The sequence below is a fragment of the Paenibacillus sp. LjRoot56 genome (genome assembly GCF_964253335.1).
GTDB classification, from domain to species: Bacteria; Bacillota; Bacilli; order Paenibacillales; family NBRC-103111; genus Paenibacillus_E; species Paenibacillus_E allorhizoplanae.
Genome location: NZ_CAXURV020000003.1, coordinates 907,901 through 932,060 on the forward strand (window position 1 = coordinate 907,901; position 24,160 = coordinate 932,060).

The 24,160-nt window shown below is 45.2% G+C and carries 16 protein-coding genes; 4 read left to right on the forward strand and 12 right to left on the reverse strand.

Going from position 1 to position 24,160, the window contains the following annotated elements:
• Positions 1 to 41: 41 nt before the first annotated feature.
• On the reverse strand, positions 42 to 2,801 hold the full coding sequence (locus ACSQ8O_RS23145) for a glycoside hydrolase family 15 protein (RefSeq protein ID WP_436243526.1): 2,760 nt from the start codon (positions 2,799 to 2,801) through the stop codon (positions 42 to 44).
• Positions 2,802 to 2,826: 25 nt separating this feature from the next.
• Positions 2,827 to 5,733, reverse strand: a complete 2,907-nt coding sequence (locus ACSQ8O_RS23150) for a glycoside hydrolase family 66 protein (protein WP_436243527.1) — start codon at positions 5,731 to 5,733, stop codon at positions 2,827 to 2,829.
• Positions 5,734 to 6,117: 384 nt separating this feature from the next.
• Here ACSQ8O_RS23150 and tnpB point away from each other — a divergent pair, with 384 nt between their 5' ends.
• Complete coding sequence (gene tnpB / locus ACSQ8O_RS23155) at positions 6,118 to 7,233, forward strand: IS200/IS605 family element RNA-guided endonuclease TnpB (RefSeq protein ID WP_436243528.1); 1,116 nt, start codon at positions 6,118 to 6,120, stop codon at positions 7,231 to 7,233.
• Between the two features lie 131 nt (positions 7,234 to 7,364).
• Here the strand turns inward: tnpB and ACSQ8O_RS23160 are convergent, their stop codons facing one another.
• The 4 genes from ACSQ8O_RS23160 to ACSQ8O_RS23175 all read right to left on the reverse strand — a co-directional run bounded on the left by ACSQ8O_RS23160 (position 7,365) and on the right by ACSQ8O_RS23175 (position 12,232).
• Positions 7,365 to 9,077 (reverse strand): glycoside hydrolase family 66 protein, encoded by a 1,713-nt coding sequence (locus ACSQ8O_RS23160; RefSeq protein WP_436243529.1) that lies wholly within the window; start codon positions 9,075 to 9,077, stop codon positions 7,365 to 7,367.
• A gap of 5 nt (positions 9,078 to 9,082) precedes the next feature.
• Positions 9,083 to 9,907, reverse strand: coding sequence for a carbohydrate ABC transporter permease (locus ACSQ8O_RS23165; RefSeq protein ID WP_436243530.1), 825 nt, complete (start codon positions 9,905 to 9,907; stop codon positions 9,083 to 9,085).
• A 10-nt stretch (positions 9,908 to 9,917) separates the two neighbouring features.
• The gene (locus tag ACSQ8O_RS23170; protein ID WP_436243531.1) at positions 9,918 to 10,799 is read right to left on the reverse strand and encodes a carbohydrate ABC transporter permease; all 882 of its coding nucleotides are present in this window, start codon (positions 10,797 to 10,799) and stop codon (positions 9,918 to 9,920) included.
• 89 nt (positions 10,800 to 10,888) lie between these two features.
• On the reverse strand, positions 10,889 to 12,232 hold the full coding sequence (locus tag ACSQ8O_RS23175) for an ABC transporter substrate-binding protein (protein WP_436243532.1): 1,344 nt from the start codon (positions 12,230 to 12,232) through the stop codon (positions 10,889 to 10,891).
• Between the two features lie 181 nt (positions 12,233 to 12,413).
• Here ACSQ8O_RS23175 and ACSQ8O_RS23180 point away from each other — a divergent pair, with 181 nt between their 5' ends.
• The 3 genes from ACSQ8O_RS23180 to ACSQ8O_RS23190 all read left to right on the forward strand — a co-directional run bounded on the left by ACSQ8O_RS23180 (position 12,414) and on the right by ACSQ8O_RS23190 (position 17,538).
• Entirely contained in the window at positions 12,414 to 14,228 is a 1,815-nt protein-coding gene (locus tag ACSQ8O_RS23180) for a cache domain-containing sensor histidine kinase (RefSeq protein ID WP_436243533.1), read from the forward strand.
• Entirely contained in the window at positions 14,221 to 15,837 is a 1,617-nt protein-coding gene (locus ACSQ8O_RS23185; protein ID WP_436243534.1) for a response regulator, read from the forward strand. The genes ACSQ8O_RS23180 and ACSQ8O_RS23185 overlap by 8 nt, the downstream gene beginning before the upstream one ends.
• 222 nt (positions 15,838 to 16,059) lie before the next feature.
• Positions 16,060 to 17,538: an oligosaccharide flippase family protein gene (locus ACSQ8O_RS23190; RefSeq protein WP_436243535.1), complete on the forward strand. Its 1,479-nt coding sequence runs from the start codon at positions 16,060 to 16,062 to the stop codon at positions 17,536 to 17,538.
• Positions 17,539 to 17,610: 72 nt separating this feature from the next.
• Here the strand turns inward: ACSQ8O_RS23190 and ACSQ8O_RS23195 are convergent, their stop codons facing one another.
• From ACSQ8O_RS23195 to ACSQ8O_RS23220, 6 genes are all read right to left on the reverse strand, one after another.
• Positions 17,611 to 18,390, reverse strand: a complete 780-nt coding sequence (locus ACSQ8O_RS23195) for an ATP-binding cassette domain-containing protein (RefSeq protein ID WP_056623436.1) — start codon at positions 18,388 to 18,390, stop codon at positions 17,611 to 17,613.
• 15 nt (positions 18,391 to 18,405) lie between these two features.
• Entirely contained in the window at positions 18,406 to 19,188 is a 783-nt protein-coding gene (gene ssuC, locus ACSQ8O_RS23200; protein ID WP_436243536.1) for an aliphatic sulfonate ABC transporter permease SsuC, read from the reverse strand.
• Positions 19,157 to 20,341 (reverse strand): FMNH2-dependent alkanesulfonate monooxygenase, encoded by a 1,185-nt coding sequence (gene ssuD / locus ACSQ8O_RS23205; RefSeq protein ID WP_436243937.1) that lies wholly within the window; start codon positions 20,339 to 20,341, stop codon positions 19,157 to 19,159. The genes ssuC and ssuD overlap by 32 nt, the downstream gene beginning before the upstream one ends.
• A 38-nt stretch (positions 20,342 to 20,379) precedes the next feature.
• Entirely contained in the window at positions 20,380 to 21,384 is a 1,005-nt protein-coding gene (locus tag ACSQ8O_RS23210) for a sulfonate ABC transporter substrate-binding protein (RefSeq protein WP_436243537.1), read from the reverse strand.
• A gap of 696 nt (positions 21,385 to 22,080) precedes the next feature.
• Complete coding sequence (locus ACSQ8O_RS23215; RefSeq protein WP_436243938.1) at positions 22,081 to 23,568, reverse strand: protein adenylyltransferase SelO; 1,488 nt, start codon at positions 23,566 to 23,568, stop codon at positions 22,081 to 22,083.
• A gap of 108 nt (positions 23,569 to 23,676) precedes the next feature.
• The gene (locus tag ACSQ8O_RS23220) at positions 23,677 to 24,156 is read right to left on the reverse strand and encodes a DinB family protein (RefSeq protein WP_056623421.1); all 480 of its coding nucleotides are present in this window, start codon (positions 24,154 to 24,156) and stop codon (positions 23,677 to 23,679) included.
• Positions 24,157 to 24,160: the final 4 nt, after the last annotated feature.

Here is a 24,160-nt window from a genome sequence, read left to right on the forward strand (position 1 = left end):
AACCCCCTAGCCTAAGCTAAGGGGTTCTTGTTATTCGTATTTTACTCGACGTTGCCGTAGTACCAAGCTTCACCCGTCGTCATAATGCGATAATTCAGAGCAATTCTATCGTCCTCCGTCCAAGCTAACGTGCTTGGATTTTGACGTATTAAGACAATATTTAAATTAGAAAAGTCCCCTGTAGCCACCGCAGAGCTGGCCAACTGGCTAAGTGGAATGACCATCTCCATCTCGCCTGTAGTTGTGTCCCACTGAGGAATGGTGACTCCTGTAATATGGTTGGTAAATGTCCAGTTTCCGCTTTGAACATTAAATTTAGAAAGATTCGTTCCATCACTCCAACGACCAACTAAATATTGGAAAGGTCGATCCAAGGTTCCTCCATACATGCCTGTTGATTTGCTCGAGGCAGCACTGTGCTTAAAGTCCTCAGCGTATACCATCATTCCAAATCGCGGAGTGGTATTGAAGCCTGATAAGGCACCGCTATTATTTTTGATGCGGACATATAGATTATTAGCATCGTTACTAACATAAACCTTTTTAATGTCGGTATCCGCTGAACTTGATGAACTGTCTGAAATCTTATCAATATAGTAAGGAACATTACTCCATTGAGACAAATCATTCGCTACAGTAGTCGTAACTGTGATAGCTTTGTAAGCTCCGCTATTCGATTGCGGAGGTGTAATCCGAATATCCGCTTTCCCTTCATACTGCAAAGCCGTAAGGACAAACCAAGCCGCTGTTACAGGCTCAACGGATGTACTCGGCAGCGGCTTGAGTGTAATCCGTGATACTGCTTCCCCCGCTGACATATAGCCGACCGCCGTTCGGGAAACGACCCATTGCAAATAATTAAGAGCACTCGCTGTTTCTCCACGATCCAGATGATAGAGCGCCATATAGAGACTCATCTGCGGCCATGATGGTTCATCGCTTTGCGCTTCATTACCTGCAGGACTGAACGATGCGGTGTAGTAGAAGGTATCCCCATCATAACGGGCTATGCCATAGTTATCATGCTGCAGATTCGTTTTTATTTTGTTAATATGGCTGCTTGCCCGTGAAGAATTGGCGTCAACTACCCCATAAGCCATCAGCGCCGCTGATGATGCATCTACCAACGTATTGGCGCCTCCGGAGGTTGTTACGGCCCGATTGTAATAGTTATTCACGACATTCCACAAACCTTTGGGATTCCACGTATCTTCTCTTTGAATACTGGAACGAATTTTACTGGCTGCTCCATTATAATCGTCGGCTATGCTGTTCAAGCTCTTCGCCCTCGCCATGTACTGTGCCGCATCCAAACCAGCTACATAGACCGCTTGTGTGAAGGCGTTGTACTCCACATTCTCCTCCCAAATACTATTATCCGGCACGCCGAATTGATACGGGTCAGACCCTAAATTCGACCAAATGAAATCAGCGGATTTTTTATATTTGGTCCAAATGTTGTTGAGGAAGGTCGTATTTCCCGTCTTTACGTAATGCAGGTAAGCGCCTATTAAGAAAATGCCGATGGAATCATGCTCAGGCTCGACAAAAGAAACATAATTATTAGTCCATAAATCGAACGTTGTCTTAAAGCTGCCGTCAGATAGCTGGCGATCCTGCAGCCAATACCAATATTTCTCCGCTTCATCGGTAAAGCCTGCTTGATCGAGCGCCATCGCCGTCACCGCTGAATCCCTTGCCCAAACCTTATACCCATAAGCGATCGGATTCGTTGCTGCCGGCATTGCTCCGGAAGTTGGCTGAATGGAGTTCTTGATCGTAATTAAGCCGCGTTTATACGTATCGTTGATGCCGGTATCCGTGAAGTTGACGGTTTGTTTACCGGTTCCTGTTAACCAATTTGTGTAAGAAGTTCCGGTTTGGGTAAACCAATAGGAGGCTGTTTGTGCTCGAGCCGTATCAATCGAGCTTTGTGCATTCGCAAGTGAATTGCGCACTGTTGCTACAAAAGAACGCGTGACTGAGCTGTTTGCCGGAATCGTAAATCGATCCTGAAACGCTACACTGATGTCTACAGCTGTCTTGCTGGCGTTGTTCTTAACGGTTCCATTGTTGTCGAAGGTGTACCATGCCGCAACATCGGAGGCAGCTAGCGAGGACTGCGTATCGTCAGCTACCTGATAACCATCCATTGTTTGATAAGCGCCAAGGGCGACATAATACTGTCCCGAATTGCTCATGTTGACGAATAAGGTATTCCGCGTTGCATCGTAGGAGCCCGTATTCGTTTGATTCGTGCCTCCCTTGGTTTTATTGTTGACATGAATTTGCTCCAGCATGTTGTAATCAATGGCAGAGCCTGTTGGATTCGTAAACGTAAAGGTCGCAACCGTGAAATTATCATTTGGCACCATAGCAAAATCCTTCGTTACCGTAATCGGCATGTTAGTCCCGCTATAATCCAAATATTTGGTACGTAAAATCCCGTTGTTATCGTAATAAGCTTCAGAATTGAAATTATGCGGCTGATCATATTTGGTCGAGCTGGTTTCATTTCGAAAAAAGCTTGAGTAATCAACGATTTGATTTGTAGAATAATCATCGCTGATCCGCATCTCGCCAATCCTTGGTCCGAACGTGCCCGTGTCATTCTGAGACAGCTTGCTAGCCATCCAAATATTCATGGCATTCGTCCAGTTGGACATATAAAGGCTCGTAATGGACTGCGAAGTGGGAGAGGTCAGGGCAAAGACTGGCACTGAAATAAGCAATAAACTTAGTGTTAACACTACGGCAAGAAATAGTGCCAGCTTAGATTTATAAGTGCGCATAAGGACCATGGTTAAACCTCCTAGTTCGTATTTTTCAATTGATGGTTATATTGTAGTTCGTACCCTCCCAGCGGTCTGTGCTGTACTCCGCCACGCCATTAGCATTATCATCCCAAAGGAAAGTCGCGTTTACCGTAGTGCCTGTCGTAAAGGGGCCAACTGAAATCTCATAGTCCAAATTGCCGTTGGTAGAACCATTAGATACAAATGAGGTATCTACGACATTTGTCCAGTTGTTTACACCCCAATGAACCCAACCAGGTGCACCCACCCGGTACGTGATCCTATACCCTGCTGGAACAGTGGTAATCTGGCGATCAAATTGCCAAATATACGTTTTATCCAAATCCAGATGATCCAGATTTATCGCTCCGGCATTCGTACTGTTGTACCATAACACGATGCTATGATGACCCGGCTTCAAATGTGCGGTCATTTCACCATATCCCCAGGTCCCCCATCCTCCGGTTGACTTTAGTTGAACGGTTCCAGCAAATTTGCCGTCGACATAGACATCCCTAGTTGCGTTAGTACCACCGTTGGCGTAGCGGAATCTGAGTACATAATCATCATCTGCTGCTGAATTGACGATAAAAGATACGCCGTCGCCGGAATTCGCAAATTGATCGACAAAGCCAGTTCCTGTGTAGCCAGCATAGTTGGTATTCGTTGCAACGTTGGATTTAATCGCTGTCTCAGCTTCATAAATATCATTGGTTGGCACACTAAATGTTCTTTTCATATAAATCATATCCCAATACTTCAGGGAAGGAACGGTGAAGGAAACATATTTACCATTGGTATCAGAACTGCTGGTGAAGGTTAGTTCTTGGGTTGTTCCATTCGAAATATCTGGAGATGCTAGGTAAACATTAGAGATCGTTTCGTCATTGCCAATATAAACCTTTGTGGCTAAATTCGACATGTTCGTTGGAGCATTAGCCCCATTTCTCCACTTCGTATCATTATTCGTTAAGTTAATTAGATGCACAATGTCATAGTTGGTGCTGCGCTTATTTAATTGCCATATCGTGCCTGAAGCTGCGTCCCCACTTACGGTTTGACCCGTGATGCTTGCGAACTGAGTGCCAGAATCGTTATTGACTACGTCGGTATCAAACAATAAGTTTTCATAGCCTGTGATAAAATTATAGTGATCCTTCATGCCTTCCCGCAGTGTACTTCTCATTTGCTTGCTGAAGTTGGGAAAGTAAGGATGTCCTAGCATCTGATCGGCCTCACCCATCTCAATGTGGAAAGCCCCACTGGCTGCAATCGCTGCATTCGTCAAAAGAACGGAATTTTCCTCGAAAGTACCGAGCGTCAAGCTATCCAGGTTAATAAAGCCAGTGCTAGCTGTATCTTTTTTCAGGCGAATTGTATGGGAGCCGGCACTCAGCTGAACTACACTGTAGGCGTCAAATGCCCATGTGTTCCAATCGGCTTGATCCAGGAATTCAATCTCCTTGTTGAGCACGCCATCCACATATACGTTTCTCGTGGATTTGGCACCCGTATCATTCGCATAGCGGAACACTAAAGCATATTTGCCTGCTTCCGGTGCAGAAATTGCGAAATCCACATAGTCACCATTATCTCCAAAGCCATCCACAAATCCAGTTCCAGTATACCCAGTATGATTGGTGTTAGCTGCCACACCATTCAACGTAGCAGATTCAGCTTCATACTTTGTACCGAGATTCTCCTCATAGTTCATATAAGCCGCGAGGACAAATGCTTTGCCACCATTATTTTGGCGAGCGTAATTGACATAATCCTTCAGTTCAATGTAATCATCCGAACCTTCCCAGATTTCACTGTAATCAAAATCAGTTTGAGCGTTCTTGGTGACATCGGGGGCTGCCCAGCCATCAACAGCACCATTCACTACATTGAAGGTTACTACTTTATTAGACAACGAATTTGCATTCAGATTGGTTTTTAAATTGTTGACGAATCCTGCGAACGTGTTATCAAGATCAATGGTTGACCCATTATACGCGTAGGGGTCACTTCTTTGACCCATTTGATCTAGATGAATGCCGTCAAATCCTGCTGTGTTCAAAATATCTCTATACTGTCCGTAAATATGGTTCTGCCAGCTCGTGCTTGCCGGATTGAACAACCATAAGTTGGTATTGGGATTGTTATCCACGAAATCAAAAACCAACTGATTGGCATGGGCAGCATCATAGAACATTCCCCATTGATTGCTAACGCTAGAGATGGTGGAATAATCTTGAAGCGCCGCATAAGTCATCGTATAGGGCATAGCTGCGGCATTATAATTATGCATGGAGGAGATCAGATTCTGAATCGTTGGCCATCCAATGGTCAACTTTCCGCTCCAATCCGTCCAGGAACTGTCAATAACGCCTGATGTTCGTTTGATCATATTCTCATGCCGCCACATCCAGTCGTACAATTGGAACGATACGGTATGGTAATCCTGCATCGTCTTCTTTACACGAGCATCGGTTGTACTGCTTGATTCACCAACCGGAAATTCGCTCATAAATCCATAACGCGGATACTTTATCCAGTCATTGGACACATCAATGGCTGTAGCACCTGTCCCAGCAGACCCACCAGCAGTAATTTTCACGAAGTAGCCGATATGATTTGTTGATGGCGGGGTCCATGTGAAGTTCACCGTTGTAGAACTTCCATTCGTGAGAGTTACTGCTGTTGATGTCGTATACTTTTGGGTTTCACCTTGGTAAATCGTTATCGTAATATTGTTACTATAGGAAGTGCCTGTATCATTCGTAAGTTCTGCCGAGACTGTTACCGTATTTCCCGTGTTGTACCGTGCTTTGTCCGTATATACTCGCTTTACGATTCCGCTGGTTGCGGCATTAGCTACAACGACGAAGAGCATCCCAATTGCAAGGCTGATCACAGCTAACATGACTGCTTTTCTATAGATCGTTGATAACATTCATGAATTCCTCCTTTAAGATTTGCACAATTGTTGACTTCCATTGGCTGCTAGTTTCAAGATCTGTATACCTGCTCACCTCCTTTTCAAGACAGAAAAACCCCTAATCGATACACTGAGAAAAATGGACATTTTTCCGTTCGATTAAGGGTTGCTAGTCTTTCATAAATTGAAGTGGTAGCTTTGTTACAGCTTCATTGTAAACCCATCTGATTGCACTTGAAACACCTTAAAATTGCTATTAAGGTACGTATTTTTATTAAAACTTAACGAGAATACCCACACCCACTGTAGGTGGGGGTTGAATCGGCTTCTTTTCGGTTGTAAACACGAACACATGTGCTATAATGGAATTACATTCCATTTGAAAGGAGGTTGTGTGGCGTGCTTACTCATAAAGCTTATAAATATCGTATCTATCCAAACCAAGAACAGCAGATGCTCATCAATCAGATGTTTGGCTGTTGTCGCTTTGTGTTCAATCATTTCCTGCATTTGTGGAATGACACTTATGCGACGACAGGCAAAGGATTGTCGTACAATGCCTGTGCCACACAACTTCCTTCGTTAAAAACAAAATTTGAATGGCTTAAAAACGCAGACAGCATTGCCTTGCAATCGACTGTGCGAAACGTGGCAAACAGCTTTGATCGTTTCTTCAAAAAGCAGAATCAAACTCCACGCTTCAAAAGCCGTAAGCATCCTTTACAAAGCTACACTACCAAATACACCAACGGGAACATTTCTGTGGATGGCGATTTGGTCAAGCTTCCAAAGCTCGGCTGGCTTCGCTGCGTCAATTCCAGAGAACTTGTGGGTCGCATTCTTTCCGCTACGGTGCGCCGAAATGCGGCAGGCAAGTATTTTGTTTCAATTGTTTGCGAAGTCGAAATAAAACCATTGCCGCAATCCGACAAAGAAATTGGCATTGATCTTGGACTCAAAGAATTTGCGGTTTGCTCCAATGGGTTACGTGTTGCCAACCCAAAAGTGTTTCGCAAACATGAAAAGAAGTTAGTATTTTGGCAACGTCGTTTGGCTCGCCGCACAAAAGGAGGAGCCAACTGGCACAAAGCCAAGCAAAAAGTCGCTCGCATTCATGAGCGAATTGCAAATATCCGCCATGATTTTTTGCACAAACTTTCAACAACGCTGATTCGTGAAAACCAAACGATCAGCATGGAACAGTTGAGAGTGGTAAACATGCTTAAAAATCATAAGCTAGCAAAATCCATTGCAGATGTGTCCTGGAACGAATTTTCTCGTCAAATCACGTATAAAGCGGATTGGTATGGGCGCACTTTGAAACTAGCTGACAAGTTTGAGCCAACAAGCCAAACCTGTCATGCCTGCGGTTTTGTCAATAAAGAGGTAAAGAACCTCAAAGTGCGAGAATGGACATGTCCATCATGCCATACGATCCATGATCGAGACGAAAACGCTGCACAAAATATCCTTGCTATGGGGAAGGTTTACAATAAAAAAAGAGTTGCGATTTAGAAAACCTTTAATCTGTAGGAACTACAGATTCGCTTGGTGTAACATGTTTTTCACAGGAGAAACGTGAAACATTTGGTTTCGTTAGATACCACGACCCAAGAATCCCCCACCTCTACAGGTGGTGGGAGTGTTCAATGTACAAGCTCAACAACCACTAAAGTCCAAATATCAAGGTGAGGGATTGTCAAGACGAGTGTTTTGCCGCGATCCCTATCCTCTATCTCGTATTGTGCTTGCTGTGGCCTCCCCATCTCGTCATCCGGAGTCGAAATAAAGACCGATTTCACATCCGATTCCAGCAAAATAGTTAATGAAAAATCATTCTGCGGAGTTGGTTTTTCCTTCCCTGTATTCCAATAATCGTCTGATACACCACAAAGGTTAATCAGGTTCACCACTTTCAGTCCCGGCTTTTCTTTGATTAGTGTCCAAACCTTGTTCGCTTCACCGTAAGTACTGTATGAAACCTTCTCGAAAACATATTCAAGATTATCGCCATCCACATGTGTCATCGAAACGTCCCTTAACTCTGGGTCAAACAAGACAGTAGCATACCTGATGATGAAATCGTAATACAATCGAATGTCTCGGAAGAAGGAATCAGACAACTTAGAGTAATCCACATAATAGCCTTGGGTTAGCACACCTTTATTCTCGCCAAACAGCAAATGGTAACCGCCACTGGCCGAGATCACTGCCGTTAGAATCAGTGCAGCATGGTTTGCTCGGTCCATGGATGCATCACCTGTCTCCATGAAGGGCTTTAAATAAGCGGCTAATATCACCGGCTTCCCCTCACCGTATTGCTGTGCCCAGCGTAAGATTTGAACGATATGATGATACCGCTCATAAGGTTTCCAAACCTCAATATAAATAACATCCTGTTCAGCGCGCGCAACCTTGTCAACCGGCCAATTCCCCACATTATTAAAAATCAAGCATAAGTCATCTATACTTCGCTGCAGCGTCATCCGAGTGTTATTGATCAGTACCGGAAAGTGCTCATCCAGCCTCACAATCCTATCCTCATTAGCTAGCTTGGATATGGCTATTTTCGGTGAACCATACGTATCCATGTGAATACCGTCAAATTGCAGCTCCTCAATCGTACGCTTATACTGCTCAATGATATGGCGATGCCACGGTGACTCTTCAGCAATATTCATCAAGTAAAAAATGTGAATAAAATCGAGAACCTTTCCATTGCTGCCATAAAGAGCCCAATCGGGGTGCTGCTCATAAAACTCTCGACTTGCCGCATATACAGCACCATAAGCAATCGCCTTCATACCAACGCTGTGACACAAGGCAATTTTCTCCTGAATCACCTTCCGGCTGGACACCTTGCCCATTAAATCCGAATAGACATCCACCTTTGCTACCAGATCATCATGACGATACATCCAATCGTAGAATTGTACGAGGTTGATGTGAAGCTTGGTCATTTGCTTGATATCTTCACTGTCGTCAGCTTCATTCGGGTGAAAGTCGCTTAGAAATCCATACCTTGGCGATTGTCTCCAGTTCGTAACCACATCGAAAGAAGTTGAACTTACTTGGAGCCACTCCTCCTCCAAATACAAATGAACATCAACACCATAGCCTTTAAACGCAACATCCTTAGGACTAATCATCAACTGGACGGTTTGCTGTCCTGGATCTGATCTGCCAATCTTGTGACGATAGACTTCAATTTGTTGGTTCAAATCGTAAACTTTTGCTTCCAATTCAACCTGACCGTTATCCATTGCAAAGGGGAGATCTAACTCCACGGCAATGGTGATCGGTTGATTTCGCAGGAACTGTGCTTTTACCGGATAAACATCATGGATATATGGCTTCACTCATCTCATCCCTTCAGTGCACCTGCCGTGATGCCTTTAATAAAATATTTTTGGAAAATAAGAAATGCAAGTACAGCCGGAGCAAGTCCGATCACCGCTGCAGCTGCCATTAAGTTCCACTGTGCGCCATATTTTTGAAAAAAAATGGAGATGGCTAGGGGGACGGTATGCATCGTCTGACTTTGCAGGAAAAAGACGGCCTGACCGTAATTGTTCCAAATCCCAAGTCCCGATAGAATGACAACAGCAGCGGTCACGGGCTTAACGAAATGAAAAGTAATGCGCCAAAACGCAGTAAAATAGGTGCATCCATCCATAATCGCAGACTCCTCAACCTCTCTGGGAAGCTGCTTAATAAAGCTAGCATAGAGAAAGACAGATAGTGGCAGTGCAGTGGCTGCAGTAAGAAGAATCATCGCCCAATGCGTATTAATGCCGCCAATCGATTTCATCAAGGTGTATAGGGGAACCGTAATAATAATTGCGGGAATCATCATACACAGCAGGAGAAGCTGAAAGATAATTCGATTGAAGCGACTGTTAAATCGAGCAATGGAATAGCCTGCCGCACTCGCGAATAGGACGATTATTGCCACTGAACCTATCGTAATGATCAGCGAATTCAGAATAGCATTGCCAATTTTGGAGATTTTCCAAGCGTTCACATAGTTAACCCAATGAAAATCCGGCAGCAGAATATTGCCATCAAAGAAGCTGCTGGATGGTGTGTTCAGAGATAAATATAACAATGCGTAGAATGGAATGAGGGATAAGAGTACCATGAGCGTTACGACGACATATCTGCCAAACCTAAGGGTTTTGTTTCGCATCGCCTTCTCCTCACATCTCAATCTCTCTGGATTTCGTTAAACGCATAAAGATAATGACAGGAATCACAATGATCACAAATAATATTAACGCCACTGCCGTTGAATACCCTGTGAAACTGCCATATAGCATGCGCAAAATATAAATACTTAAAGATTCCGTACTGTAACCTGGCCCTCCGTCTGTTAAGGCGACAATGATTTCGAATACGCTCAAGGAACCTATAATATTCGTAACGACATTAATTTGGATGGCTGGATATAGCAATGGAATGGTGATAGAGCGTAAGGTGGCAAAGTAGCCAGCTCCATCGATTTTGCTGGATTCATATAACTCTGCCGGTATGGATTGAAGCCCTGCCAGATAAATAATCATCGTCATACCAACAAACTGCCAAACGTTGACCATCACAAGTACTTTCATAGCAGACGAACTATCACCAAGCCAATTCGTGTTCATAAATCCTAGATTCATATTGTCCAAAATATGATAGAGGAAGCCTCTCCCCGGCTGTAAAATGAAATACCAGACATATCCCATAATTAATGGACTGATAACTGCTGGTAAATATACGATAGCCCTAACTACGCCCTTCCCCTTAAAATTCCGATCTAAGATAAGTGCATACGCGAGTCCAAAAATATTAAGCAGCGGCGCACTTCCGAGTGCAAAAAAAAGGGTATTGTACAGATCGTGCTTAGCTCGATCATCATGAAAGAAATCGACGAAATTTTGCAACCCGACAAATTTGGCTTGGGACACCCCGTTCCAATTCGTTAAGCTAATTCCTATTCCCTGTGTGAGTGGGTATATGAAGAACAACGCGAATAAAAGGATAGCAGGTACAGCCATAAATTTGTGCAGATTGGTATTAATGGCGCGCAAGAGATACATAGCGATCCTCTCCTAAACCCGAATGTATGAACGATTATGAGAAAGGGAAGAGATCGGTGATCCTTCCCTTCTCGCGAGTTCATTCAATTTTACTTGGAAGCTTTCCATCCTTTATCCCATGTTTCTTTGTACGTCTTGGCGAAATCAGCTGGTGTTTTGTATTTGCCGGCAATCAATTCTTGCACCATGCGGCCTACATCATCACCCGAGAAGCCCGAAGGTGTATCTGTGAAGGCAATGTTCACACCTGTTTTTAATGCTTGCGTTGCTTGATCTTGGAGCGGGCCCCAATCAGCTTTCACATCGGTGAAGGCGGAAGGTGATTTAATCGCTTCGCTGTATAACTTTAAATTTTCCGCTTTGAAGAGGAAATCAAGGAATTTCTTAGCCTCTTCCGGATGCTTGGATGCAGAAGTGATCGCATACTTGGAATCCTCGGCGGATAATACGACTGGCTTACCTCCATCTTGTAAAGCTGGGAATGGGCTGAAGCCAATATTTTTAGCAAAATCCGGATTGATCTTGAGCAGATCGCCCAGTACCCACATGCCTTGGCTGAACATAGCTGCTTTTCCAGCAACAAAATCCTCTTTTTCATTATCATAGGTAGCCGTCAATGCATCCGCATTGATCAACCCTTCATTCTTAAGCTCCATGATTCGAGCGGCGAAGGTCTCCATACTGCCGCCTGGGGCATCAAACGCAAGTTTTGCCCCATCGTTGTTAATGAACGCTTTGCGTGATTCATAAACACCATACTGTTGCTTGATGATGCCATGAGCCATAAATTCGATCAAATGTCCCATAGACCATGCTTCTTTACCAGGCAAGAACATTGGCACGACGCCTTTTTTCTTCTCTTTGATTGTTTTCAGGTTTGTTTTGAAGTCAGCCCATGTGAGTGCTTCCTTTAATCCTAATTCAGAGAAGATTTGCTTGTTATAAAATATACCGCCCATGGTGACTGTTGCTGCTGCTGAGAACTGCTTGCCTGTTTTAATATCCGTATTCAAATCCTTGACAGCCGGCAGAACTCTCGACCAGAAGGCAGCGTTCGATAGGTCGAGGTATTTTCCTTGATCAATATAATCTTGGCTAACGACCGTAGTGATATCAGGTACATCACCGGAAGCGAACTTGATCTTGATCACATTGCTGGCATCCTTCTGATATTCCTGCTCTACTTTGATACCTGGATTTTCGGTTTGAAACTTAGCGATCATTTGATTAACCAAATCTACCGTTTCTACTTTACCTGTCAAAAACTTTAGTGTGACGACTTCTTTCGGTTTCTCTGTTGGCTTTTCTGTTGCTTTGGCCGATTCGCTGCTAATGGCTGTTGTTGGCTTTACCTCTTCCTTAGTTCCGCATCCTGCTGCAATACCCAAAATAACTGAAAAACACATGACCATGGACAGCGCTCTGTTTAACACGTTGTTTCCTCCCTTTTGTCTCACATAAGAAAACTTTGTAAACAGTTCCTTCTATTTCATCTTACTTTCAATCCAATCATTCGTTAAGACCTCAATTTTCTTGATTGGAGTGCGGTTTTTTTAGAAGTGCTGATGTTACCGAACCTGATGTGATATATTGGGCATAGAGGGAGGTAATGGAATGAAACAATGGAGCATTAAGTTCAAGCTGCTAATCATGACTGGACTATTAATTTTATTATCCGTGATCCTAGTTTCCTTCGTCTCTTATCATCAGTACACCAAAGACTTCGAGAATCAGTCCACCGAAAGGGTTCAGCAAATAATCGAGCAAGCCTCTCTGAACATCGACAATTATCTCGACGACTTATCGCGTTTATCAGTCGCCCCCTACCGAAATTCGGCCGTGATGGCTGCACTTGAAACTACTCACCCCGATTCAGAGATCGAACAACTCAAGAAGACTCGTACGATTGAAGATTTTCTGGATGAGATTATGATCATTCCAAGAAATGATATTCTTACTGTTTTTGTACTAACGGATACGGCATACTCGAGCGGCAGGGTGCAGACCAACATCGATTCAAAGGTCGATTTCCACAACTTCAATTGGTATACGGAAGCGCTTTCAACACAAGAGTCTATCTTTGTCCCCGCGCATATGCAGCAAATTATTAAGAACCCGAAGAATAAGGTCTTCTCGATCGTACGACAGCTTCGCAGCACCAAGGATACGGAGAAAATTATCGGCATTATTAAGGTGGATGCCAATTACAGCGGTATTGAAGCCATTGGCAATAAAGTGAACATGGGCAGCAAAGGCGGGCTCTTCATTGTGGATGCAGATCAGAATCTTATATTTTCCAATGTCAAAGGCGGTCATGAGCTGGACCTCTATCAAACCATGCTGAAAACCAGCCATTCTAAGACGACGATCCGTTTGGATAATGAGAACTATCTGCTTAATGCGACTCCCATTTCACGAGCTAACTGGACCGTTGTAGCCGTAAACTCCGTTGCCGAACTCAATCACAATGCCGTCAAAACAAGAAATATCGCATTCTTAATGGCGATTATTAGCTCCTTTCTCGCTATTCTTGTCTATTTCTTCTTCATCAAAAGATATCTCAATCCGTTGCTAACTATCGTTAAGCTAATGAAAGAGATTGATCATGGCAATTTATCGGTCACCTTCCCGAACAACAGGCATGATGAAATTGGCTACCTGGGGTCCTCCTTTAATGAGATGGTTCATCGCATTCAAGAGATGCTCGAAGAGAACACGAAACTTGTCAGAGAAGTGTATGAGGCAAATTTCCTGCAAAAGGAAGCCCAAATCAAAGCCTTGTTCAACCAGATTAGACCGCATTTTATTTTCAACACACTCAATATGATCAGTCTTCTGATGCAGAGCGGCAAAGAGGAGCAAGCGGTAGACCAAATTAATAAGCTTAGTTCCCTCCTAAGGGGTATGACAAACTGGGATAAAGAAATCACGCTTGGGCAGGAAATCAGCTTACTCGAAGCTTACCTCAGCATTCAAAGTAGTAGATTTGGCGGAAGACTGGAATACACAATTACCATTGCTAATTCGCTGGGCAGTTATTATATTCCTGCGCTCCTCCTACAGCCTGCCGTTGAGAATGCCGTTATTCATGGGTGTGAGATGAAGAAAGAGAAAACGATTATACACATATATAGTGATGAAGATGACACTAATCTCTATTTCTATGTCCGCGATAATGGAAAAGGGATAGATGCCGATAAGCTTGCAAAACTCCAGGAACGTGTAGAATCGTTGGTTTATAACGAAGATCTCCACGGTTTACATCATAGTGCTGGTACGGGAATCGGTCTTGTCAATGTGAATAAGCGGATCAAGCTGAAGTATGGGACGGAGTATGGACTTACGATTGATAGTACGCCGGAAGTAGGCACATGCGTCACTATCATTTTACCCAAATTAGACGTTAGAAAGGAGAATCGGCATGTATAAAATGCTCGTGGTCGACGATGAGTCACTTACTAGAGACTACCTGAAGCTAACTATTCCGCAGATCAATCCTGGGTGGGAGGTCGCGCATGTCGCCTCAGATGGCAAGGAAGCTCTTGAGATTCTTGATCAGCATGCCCTTGATTTAATCCTCACCGATATTAAAATGCCTGTCATGGACGGCCTCACTTTATGTAAAATCGTTTCAAAAATGTCTCCACGCCCAAGAACGGTCATCCTATCAGGCCATGATGAGTTTACTTTTGCTAAAGAGGCCATAACCTATGGTGTGAATGAATATTTGCTAAAGCCTATTGTTAAGGAAGAGCTGCGCATCGTCCTCGAACGTATTACACAAGATTTGGATAAAGAGAAAAGTCAGCTGCTGACCCAACAATCCATGCAAATTCTCTCTGAGGATTCCAAAAACCATGTAGTCAAAAATTTCTTGAAAGCCGTTATCGTAGACAGCAATGCGGAAATTAAAGTACTTTACCCACTTCTCTTCCGTCTAAAGGTGAGCTTAATCGAGACAGAAGGTAATCTAATGATCCTCTCATTGGATGAAGATATGATTCTTAGGAAATCTATTCCATACGCCGATATTCCTGTATTTAAATATATTTTACAACAGATTACAACTGAAATTGTGGAAGAAGGACGGGTATTCTACGATACGGAGGAAAATACAATTGTACTTGTAACCGGCGATTGTCAAGATGACCTAATTAAACAATGCAGAGCCATCCATGCTAAAGTAGCTGACGCGATCTATAGGAGTACGGGTATTACGATCTCCGGTGCTATTGGTAATTGTGTCAACGATGTGCTTCGATTGAACTCCTCCTACCGCAAAGCGCGCAAGATGCTAATGAGCCGTCTGCTGAGTGGCGGTAACTCCTGCTTCGCCTTCAGCGATGAGAGTAAGGAGATGCCTTCCATTCTAGAATTGGATAAAACGATGATGGCTATTCAATCCGGTTTACTCGATAGAAATGAAACAAACTACATGGTTTCCGTTCGGAATTATGCCGAGCTTATGGGCAGTTATCAGCTTTCCGTTGCTTACCGATATGGCGTTCATTTAATTAGGAACATAGCGGCCATGAACCCGAACTTTACGGATGAAGGAATTCAAGCAGCGCAGACGATCCTTAGGAAGTTGGAAAGCCCCACTTTACAGGCACCGTCAAAAGAAGAAGTGCTGCTTAACTTTTATGAAATTCTCAAATCCTTTATCCTACATGCCACGCCGAAGCTCGATAACGAGAACGAGCATGACCTTGTAGCCAGAGCTAAGGAATACATTTATTCGCACTACTCGGAGCCTATATCTCTCGCTATTATTGCAGATACAATAGGCGTTTCCGCTAGTTATTTGAGCAATATTTTTCATAAAAGCGTGAATGAATCTTATATTAAATTTTTAACCAGAGTGCGAATGGAGCAAGCCGCCAAGCTACTGAGAGCAAGACCCGCAGAGAAGATTATTGATGTCTCAGACAAAGTAGGGTACGTGAGTGTTAAACATTTCTCCCATGTATTCAAGCAGCACTTCTACATGCCCCCTGGAGAGTATCAGGAAAAGCAAGCTGCCGCGTTAAAAGGATGAGAAAAGCCGTCAGGGAAGATCTTCCTGGCGGCATATTTTAGGTTTAACATCCTAGGGGATTTGCAATCCCCGTATTACTCTTTCAACCATTCGAGGCAACATATAATCTCCGAATCCCTTCATTTATCTCCGTTTATCTGCCATTCTTTCGGTTGTCAACCTGGTAGGGGTCTGCTACTCTTTGGATAACAAGACCTATTAACGGGAAAAGGGGCTATCCCCATGCTGAATCGGAATGTCATGTTAACGGATACGCAGCGATTTTTGCTTCGAAATGTGTCTATCATTGTGCTCGGTCTCTTCATTAACCAAATGCTCCAAACCGTGGGAAGCATCGTTCTAGCTCGTGTATTGGACGATCCTACCAAATTCGGACAAGTGAATCTCTTGTTGCAAATTTTCGGTATGGCCTCCTTGTTTCTCAATGTCGGATTCAACTCCTCCTTAATTTACACCTTTTCTAGGAAACCGATTGAGGCGGTACAAACCAATTTTCGCGTCGCCTTTTTCGGGAGCTCTCTATTCGGGGTTATCTTTGGGATCGTACTCGCGCTACTCGCACCAACCCTAGCGAATTACTATCAGCTACCTGAGCTAAAAGGAGCCCTGATCCTAAGCTCGATCATGTTTGTTTTCAACTCTATGATTAATATTGGCGTCGCTTCTTTCTCAGGAAACCGTGATTTTGGTTTTCAGGCCTTTTTCATGGTCATTACAACGACACTTGCCACTTCAGGTACGGTTGTCGGCGTTTTATTACCCATTGGCTCGTTGAACCTTCTTGAAAATATTTCGGTGTGGATGAGCGTGGGAGCGATCCTGACAGCTCTTTTTATTGGCTGGAAAGTTGAACGTGTGCATAATCCGAAATGGTTCGGTGGTCTCCCTTTCCAAGAGGTTCGAAGCATGATGGCATACGGCCTGCCTTCCTGGGCGGGTAATATCGCAAAAGCATTTCAACAGCCTTTTCTGGTCATGATGGTTGGTTCCAGTTCGGTTATCGCCGTTGGTTATTTATCGAATGGATTCCGTATAACAGGCTTCATCGGCATCATTACATGGGCGTTCATGATCGTCACCTTCCCATTCGTAGCCGAGAGTGCACAGGATTTGAAGGAAAGCAAACACCGTGGGACGAGCTGTGTTCGGTATAACAATATTTTTCTGTATCCGCTAACAGCGCTCATCTGTTTATATCCCGACCAGATCAACGGATTTCTATTCGGGGAGAGCTTCACATCCGGGGATTCTGCAGCTTATATTCGGCTGATGGCTTTAGGCGTCTTATTCTCCTCCGTAGGTCGACTAGGCGGCAGCATTCTAGCGGGAATTGGCAAAACAAAGGCTAACTTCTGGGTCATGATCGTCGCTGGAATTTTCGTCATTGCCATTGTCCCTTTCATTGCAGCTAAAAGTCCCGTCTTGGCTGTTTGTATTTATACAGGGGGATGGGCTGTCTCCGCACTTGCGATGATTGGATTTTTCTACTATGAAAAGTTCCCGCTTGACTGGTGGAAGGCTTACGGACAACCTCTGCTGCCTACGATCGGGATGATGGCTATCATGGAAGCTGGCTCGTTTGCGAGAAGTTGGTATCCCATTTTCATCGTCGCTGGACTCATAGGTTTGCTCATTTTAACGATCATGATTGAAAAACGCCCCCATACAGGGACTGATGTTCATACGCCAGCAGCCCGCTAGTTATAGGGTTACATGCAGAAAAGCACTTCAAAGGCAGCCATACCGCCTTGGAGTGCTTTTTGTATGCTAATACTAAATTGAATACGCATATTTATTATTTGCTGTAATATCCCCTAGAGCAGGATTCTGCTCCTTCACCAATATGCGATCCAGAATCAATTGTTCAAAATAAGCGAACCCGCTGTCCCGCACGCGAGGGCGTGGGAGCGTTATTTTTACATCGAGGGCGATCTGCCCTTCTTCGATCAAAATAACACGATCCGCAAGCTGAACGGCTTCCGACACATCATGCGTCACGAGCAGCGCCGTAAACTTCTGCTGATACCACAGCCGCTCAATGAGCTGCTGCATCTCAATGCGGGTCAACGCATCGAGCGCGCCGAGCGGTTCATCCAACAGCAGCAGGCGAGGCTGCCCGGCCAGAGCACGGGCCAGTGCAACGCGTTGACGTTGCCCCCCGGACAGAACCCCCGGCCATTCATTCGTTCTGTCCGCAAGCCCCACTTGCGCAAGAACCTCTTCGGCTCTAGCGCGCGAGCCGTCTTTCACCCCAACCTGAACATTCGCGAGCACACGATTCCATGGAAGCAGGCGCGCATCCTGAAACAACACACGTGTTTCGGAATGGATGCCTTTGAGCGTCTGGCCATCGACCTCGATTTGGCCGCTCGAGGGCTTATCCAGCCCGGCGATTAAGCGCAGCAGTGTGCTTTTACCACAGCCGCTTCGCCCGACAATCGCAATAAACTCGCCAGGTGCTACGTCCAACTCTACACCTTGCAGCACTTGCTTTTGGCCGAAAACCTTCGCAGCCTGCTTCACCTGCAATCGAATGCCAGTACCTTCCGCCATCGTGCCCACTCTCCTTTATGGTTTCAAGAAATTAGGATGCCATTGCAGCCATGCGTGTTCCAGAAGCTTCGCTATATAGTCTGATATTTTGCCTAGTAGGGCATAGACGATAATACTCAGAATCACAACATCCATTTGCAAAAATTCTCTCGCATTCATCGCCATATAGCCAATCCCTGAAGAGGACGAAATCGTTTCAGCCACGATTAGAGTTATCCACATAATACCTAGTGAGAAACGAACCCCAACCAAAATCGAGGGCAGCGCACCGGGAATAATGATTTTGCGAAACAAATGAAAATGGCGAAGCCCGTAAACGCGACCCATCTCGATCAAACCTGGATCAACGGATCGAATGCCATGGAAAGTATTTAAATAAATCGGGAAGAACACGCCTAACGCAACTAGAAAGAGCTTACCTTCTTCACCAATACCAAACCAGAGGATAACCAACGGAATCATCGCTAGATGAGGAATATTCCGCAGCATTTGTACGGATGTGTCCGTCACCTTTTCAAGAATAGGAAAGAGTCCATTAATTAAGCCTAAGGCAAAACCGATACTGCCACCAATCGCAAAGCCGATAAATGCTCGTTTGGAGCTGGCACCGATATACGTGAATAAGGTCCCTTTCTCTGCCAAATGGACACCAGCCGCAAATACGGCTGAAGGTGTAGATAGAATTCGGGTGGAAATGAACCCAAATTGCCCCAATAGCTGCCATAAAACAATAAGTACAATCGGAAGCGCCCAAGGGAGCAACTGTTTAGCCAGAGACTTTGACAGGTTGGTTGTCATCGGACCGAACCCCCTTTGCAGGCTTCGGCAACTCGGTGTTGGCGATGAGTTCTCCAAACGGACTTACGTAATTCGCAGATTCAGAAGAACGCTTCTTTTGCGTTTTCAAAGGCAAATGCGGGAACAGCAGCTCCGCTGTCCGATAAGCCTCCTCCAAGTGCGGGTAGCCTGAGAAAATGAACGTCTCAATGCCTAGGTCCGCATACTCTTTCATTCGTGCCGCAACCGTCTCCGGATCACCAACTAGGGCTGTCCCAGCACCCCCGCGCACAAGCCCGATGCCTGCCCACAGATTAGGACTAATTTCCAATTTGGTCCGATCGCCCTTGTGCAACTCTGCCATACGGCGTTGGCCAACAGAGTCCATGCTGGCAAATATTTTCTGCGCAGAAGCAATGGTCTCATCATCCAAATGGGAAATGAGGCGATTAGCATCAGCCCACGCTTCCTCTGAGGTTTCACGTACGATGACATGCAATCGAATACCAAACTTCACCGTACGGCCGCGCTTGGCTGCAGCTTCGCGAACTGTTTTAATTTTCTCAGCAACTTGAGCTGGCGGCTCTCCCCACGTTAAGTACACATCGACATGATCTGCTGCTACTTCAATCCCAGCGGGTGAGGAGCCACCGAAATAGATCGGCGGGTATGGCGCTTGGATTGGCGGATAAACAATCTTCCCGCCTTTGACTTTCAAATGTTCACCTGTGAAATCGACTTGCTCACCGGCAAGCTCTTTTCGCCAAATATGCAGGAATTCGTCAGTCAACTTATAGCGGTCATCATGCTCTAAGAAGAGTCCCTCTGCTTCAAGCTCCTTCGCATCGCCGCCTGTGACGACGTTGATCAATAAGCGACCATCCGATAAACGATCGAAGGTGGAAGCCATTCTGGCTGAAAGGGTCGGCGACATCAAGCCCGGTCTGACTGCAACTAGGAATTTCAGCCGCTCTGTCACGGGAATTAAGGAAGATGCAACGACCCATGCATCCTCGCAAGATCTGCCCGTCGGCAACAGCACGCCGCCATAGCCTAGTTGATCAGCCGCTTGCGCAATCTGCTTCATGTAGCCATAATCGACTGCGCGTGCCCCTTTCGTTGTTCCAATGTATCTGCTGTCTCCGTGTGTCGGAATGAACCAGAATACTTCCATCTTCATCGTCTCCCTTATCCTTTATGAGTAGCTCGAACCTATTTCGTAGCTGGCAATACGGCATCTTTCACTTTAATTTCTTTCGGAATCAGGCCTAGTTTGAAAAAGGTATCAGCGATTTTCTGTTGTTCATTGATCAAAGCATCATCAATGGGTTGAATGCCGTATGTTCTACGTTTTGCCGCGCGTTCCAGGGAAGGAACATCAATACCCAACTGGGGAGACAACGTTTCGGCAAGCTCTTTCGGATGATCTTTGGACCATGTATCTACTTTGGCCAGTTGATCTAATACGATCTTGACGGTTTCCTTATTGTTTTCTGCGTAGCTGCGAGTAGCTAGATAAAACTCGTGATTGGCAACGGTGTCTTTGCCGTCAGCCAAGATCTTCGCTTTAGCCGAAGTTTCTGCTGCTGAGAAGAAGGGATCCCAGATGACCCAAGCATCGACGCTGCCTTTCTCAAACGCTGCTCTCGCATCTGCCGGAGGAAGGAAAACCACTTGAATATCTTCATATTTCAAACCAGCTTTTTCGAGCTGCTTCACTAACAAGTAATGTACGTTGGAACCTTTATTCAAGGCGACCTTCTTGCCTTTCAATTCAGCAACGGATTTAATCTCTGACTTCTCCGGGATGAGGATCGCTTCACTAGCTGGGCTTGCCGGTTCATGCCCTAAGTAAACGAGCGGTGTCCCTGCAGCCTGTGCAAAAATCGGCGGCGCTTCACCCGTATGCCCTACGTCAATACTGCCAACATTCATCGCTTCTAGCAATTGAGGACCACCTGGGAACTCCGTCCATTGAATGGTGATACCTTTTTCTTTTAATGCTTTATCTAGCTCCCCGTTCGCTTTCAGGAAGTTCACTGTGCCGTATTTCTGATAGCCGATGCGTAATGTCGTGCTTTTCTCCGATTTGGTTGTAGCCACAGGCGCCTTCGTGTCAGCTGCACCTGTTGTCGACTTGGAAGCCGCTCCGCAACCGCTCAACACCGTAACTAGCAAAGTGGATAAAACGAAACTCATGATGACATTTTTTTTCATGATAAAGCCCCCTTATTTCTTATATGGTTTTCTTTATAGCGCGCACCGATTGGATATAAAAAAGAGACACAGCTCTCCCCATTGCAGGAAGTTTCGCTTGTGTCTCCGGTGGTCCGGTCGATACATAATTATTCTGATAAGATTACTTGGTTTTAATTTATCAGCATTCTTGTTGTACGTCAATAGTTTTATTTGAAAATTCTGGAACTGTCCGCAATACGGGGTACCAGGAAGGAGAAGGAGACGCAGCACAGAATGAGAAGGACGCAGAAAGAGAACTCCAACCGCCTCAGTTGGCAAAGTTGGTATCCCCCAAGCCCTGTTCCGAGGAACTAGGAAGACTTGCTCCTACTCATCCAGTCTTTACTCGAAGGCGCGAGGGGCCTTCTAACCGTTTAGATGGAAAATCTACAGTTAAATTTAGCGAATTTCCTGGGTTCCGGCGAATAGATGTAGAAAGTCCAGTTATTCTAAGAGTTATTTAAGGAATCGGGCTAAAAACAGAATATTAACTGTAGAAAATACTGCTAGTTCAAAAAACAGGCGGATTTCAGCTCGATTAGATGGAGGAAATCCAGTTAACCTCCCAGTGAAGGCCAGCCAGCTACCTGAGCCCCTGCAAAAATGGAATAAGTACGAAAAAGCCAACCACCACAATCGGCAGTTGGCTTTGAACATAGCGCGTTGGCTCGGATATCAAGTCCCACAAAACGTTTGATACGCACAAGCCGATGGCTCCGGCAGCGCAGCATACTCCTCCTGCTCAGGTGCGTGTGCGAAGGGGTTCGCTAGCACAGCAAGAAGTTGCTCCATCACGCTATAGTCACCATGTTCGACCGCGGCTTCTAGTGCGGCTTCTACCCGATGATTGCGCGGAATGACGGCAGGATTGCTGCTGCGCATCAATTGCTGTGAAGCCGTTTGGTCTTCCTGTTGTCTGCCTAGTCTTGCCTGCCACTGTTCCTGCCAAAGGGCAAATTCCGGCGTGCCGAACAGGACTGATTCTTTTATTTTATCAAACGTCAATGCTAAGAAAGTATTCGTATAATCCGCACTTGTCTTCTCCATCATGCTTAGTAAGCCTTCGATCAATGCAAGATCTTCCTGCTCTTCATTAAAGATCCCTAGCTTCGCTCTCATTCCCGTGAGCCACGCTTGTTGATATGTCGTGGAAAATTCCGACAGCGCACCCTCGGCTAGTTTGATTGCTTGCTCCTCGTCAGCATGCAGCAGCGGCAATAGGGTTTCTGCAAATCTAGCGAGATTCCATACCGCTATACGCGGTTGATTACCATAGGCGTAGCGGCCATGCGTGTCAATGGAGCTGAATACCGTGGCTGGGTCATAGGCATCCATGAAAGCACAAGGACCATAATCAATCGTTTCTCCGCTGATCGCCATATTATCAGTATTCATCACGCCGTGAATAAAGCCAACGAGCTGCCATTTCGTAATGAGCTTGGCCTGACGTTTAATCACTTCCTGAAGGAACTGAAGGTAGCGTTGCTCACTTCCATTCTCATTTGCATCAACTTCAGGGTAATGTCTCTGTATGGTGTAATCCGCAAGTGACTGAGTATCCTCAATAGTGCCATATTGAGCAGCATATTGAAAAGTACCAACCCGAATATGACTTGCCGCTATGCGTGTCAGAACTGCACCAGGCAGCTCGGTTTCACGGTAAATAACATCACCCGTTGTTACTACAGCTAAGCTTCGCGTCGTAGGAATGCCAAGTCCGACCATCGCTTCGCTAATGATATATTCACGCAGCATCGGTCCAAGGGCTGCGCGGCCATCGCCTCGACGGGAGTAGGGTGTTCTGCCTGAACCCTTCAGCTGAACATCCACCCGCTCCCCTTGGGGAGTGATCTGTTCACCCAACAGGATAGCCCGGCCATCCCCTAACATGTTAAAATGCCCAAATTGGTGTGCCGCATAAGCTTGCGCAAGTGGCACCGAACCTGCTGCAATATGGTTGCCTGCGAGCGTAGCAACGCCATCTTCGCTTCGCAATGCTGAAGCATTCAGCCCCAGCGCTTCTGCCAATGGCTCATTCAGAACGATCAACTTCGGTGCGCGTCCAGGGGTAGGGTTCACCTTCGTAAAGAAGGTTTGCGGCAGATGTGCATAGCTGTTATCAAAGTTCCAGCCTGTATCTTGTTTAGCAATGTGATCAGTCATCATATCTCCTCTTTCTTGCTCTAACATGCTACTTTCCTAATTATATCATAGTCGACAAAAAAACCTCTTCATAAGCATACTCGAAGAGGTTTTCCTTATCGTTAGTTTCTATTTCTGATGCTGCGTTGCAAATCGTTTTAATATGGATATCGTATTGAAGTGCATGCCCTCGTGATATAACGTGAAGTTTAGGAATTCTCCAATTGTATTTAGGAGTAATCCACTGCCTGTTGTGAATGGCTTAGCCACGCTTTCATCTAAGCGATCCTGTAAGATACTCTGAATCCGTTTGGGTTGCTCAGCAAGCAACGCAAGTAATTCTTCAAGCGAAGGGAGTTCCTCGTTCCAATCTGCGGGTTTGGTGCCTTTTGCAAATAATCGATCAAAGTTCTCAGGTAGGTGTAAAGGCTCACCAGCAAAATGAAAGGCAAACTTCTCTTGAACCGTGTAAATGTGCCCCAAATTCCATCGGATGTTGTTATTAAATCCTTCGGGTATGTGGTCAATTGTGTTTTCCGATAGCCCTGCAACCGCTTTGATGGTTGTTTTGCGAATAAAATCCAGTTGCTTGAGAGTGATTTGCTCCATAAGA

What these genes read in the sequence shown, in the direction of transcription:
- ACSQ8O_RS23145 (WP_436243526.1), bottom strand. Translation starts at nt 2,801, where the DNA reads ATGGTCCTTATGCGCACTTATAAATCTAAGCTGGCACTATTTCTTGCC.
- ACSQ8O_RS23150 (WP_436243527.1), bottom strand. Translation starts at nt 5,733, where the DNA reads ATGTTATCAACGATCTATAGAAAAGCAGTCATGTTAGCTGTGATCAGC.
- ACSQ8O_RS23165 (WP_436243530.1), bottom strand. Translation starts at nt 9,907, where the DNA reads ATGCGAAACAAAACCCTTAGGTTTGGCAGATATGTCGTCGTAACGCTC.
- ACSQ8O_RS23170 (WP_436243531.1), bottom strand. Translation starts at nt 10,799, where the DNA reads ATGTATCTCTTGCGCGCCATTAATACCAATCTGCACAAATTTATGGCT.
- ACSQ8O_RS23180 (WP_436243533.1), top strand. Translation starts at nt 12,414, where the DNA reads ATGAAACAATGGAGCATTAAGTTCAAGCTGCTAATCATGACTGGACTA.
- ACSQ8O_RS23185 (WP_436243534.1), top strand. Translation starts at nt 14,221, where the DNA reads ATGTATAAAATGCTCGTGGTCGACGATGAGTCACTTACTAGAGACTAC.
- ACSQ8O_RS23190 (WP_436243535.1), top strand. Translation starts at nt 16,060, where the DNA reads ATGCTGAATCGGAATGTCATGTTAACGGATACGCAGCGATTTTTGCTT.
- ACSQ8O_RS23195 (WP_056623436.1), bottom strand. Translation starts at nt 18,390, where the DNA reads ATGGCGGAAGGTACTGGCATTCGATTGCAGGTGAAGCAGGCTGCGAAG.
- ssuC (WP_436243536.1), bottom strand. Translation starts at nt 19,188, where the DNA reads ATGACAACCAACCTGTCAAAGTCTCTGGCTAAACAGTTGCTCCCTTGG.
- ssuD (WP_436243937.1), bottom strand. Translation starts at nt 20,341, where the DNA reads ATGGAAGTATTCTGGTTCATTCCGACACACGGAGACAGCAGATACATT.
- ACSQ8O_RS23210 (WP_436243537.1), bottom strand. Translation starts at nt 21,384, where the DNA reads ATGAAAAAAAATGTCATCATGAGTTTCGTTTTATCCACTTTGCTAGTT.
- ACSQ8O_RS23215 (WP_436243938.1), bottom strand. Translation starts at nt 23,568, where the DNA reads ATGACTGATCACATTGCTAAACAAGATACAGGCTGGAACTTTGATAAC.
- ACSQ8O_RS23220 (WP_056623421.1), bottom strand. Translation starts at nt 24,156, where the DNA reads ATGGAGCAAATCACTCTCAAGCAACTGGATTTTATTCGCAAAACAACC.